The 870-nt window shown below is 38.4% G+C and carries 1 protein-coding gene; it reads right to left on the bottom strand.

From position 1 onward, the window contains the following. Nucleotides 1-24: 24 nt before the first annotated feature. A partial coding sequence (locus ACS8FC_RS15950) for an ABC transporter ATP-binding protein (RefSeq protein ID WP_439297490.1) occupies nucleotides 25-870 on the bottom strand: 846 nt, incomplete at its 5' end.

Raw genomic sequence — 870 nt, 5'->3', positions numbered from 1 at the left:
CTCACTAGACTTTCACTTTTTTGACTATGAATACATAGCCATTTTTTCGAACGTTGAATTGTTATTTATCAGCTGTTGATATGTCCCTTGTTCAATCACTTTGCCTTTTTCCATAAAATAAATAATGTCGCAATTTTTTACTGTTTTTAGTCGGTGAGCTATCATTACGATGGTTTTTTGCCTACTTAACTCTTGAATAGCATCCATGATTACTTTTTCAGTAATACCATCTAGAGCACTGGTGGCTTCATCAAATACGAGCACATCAGCTTGATTGTATAGTGCCCTAGCGATGCCAATACGCTGGCGCTGTCCTCCTGAGAGTTGTACACCTCGTTCCCCAACTTTAGTATTTAAACCTTCAGACAAACTATCAACTAAGATCTCGAGGTGAGCCAGCTTAACTGCCTGTTTGACCCTTTCTAAATCAATATCTTTACGACATATACCAAAAGCGACGTTTTCAGCGATACTCCCTTCACTCAAAAATATACTCTGCGGTACAAAACCTATATGTTTCTGCCAAGCCTGCTTGTTTTTTTCGGTGATAGTTATATCATCGAGCATTAGCTGACCAGTACTTGGTGAAATAAGACCTAACAATAGATCAATAGCAGTAGATTTCCCTGACCCTGACTCACCAACAAAACCAACCGTAGTATTAACAGGTATATCTATATTTATATTGTCCAATGCTGGTATTACCTTATTAGGATAGGTAAAGCTGACCATATTTAGTCGTATATTTTTAATTTTTGCGAGATCAACTGTCTGGTCACTTGCCATATCTAAAGTAGCACCTCGTTCGCTATCCACGGTCGATGATGCAAGCAAGTCTTCTTTTATGGAGTCAAAAGCAGCGGTATTTCC

Source organism: Psychrobacter sp. 1Y4 (genome assembly GCF_051847555.1).
The sequence above is the reverse complement of the archived record's forward strand: the minus strand, read 5'-3'. Positions and strand labels throughout refer to the sequence as shown.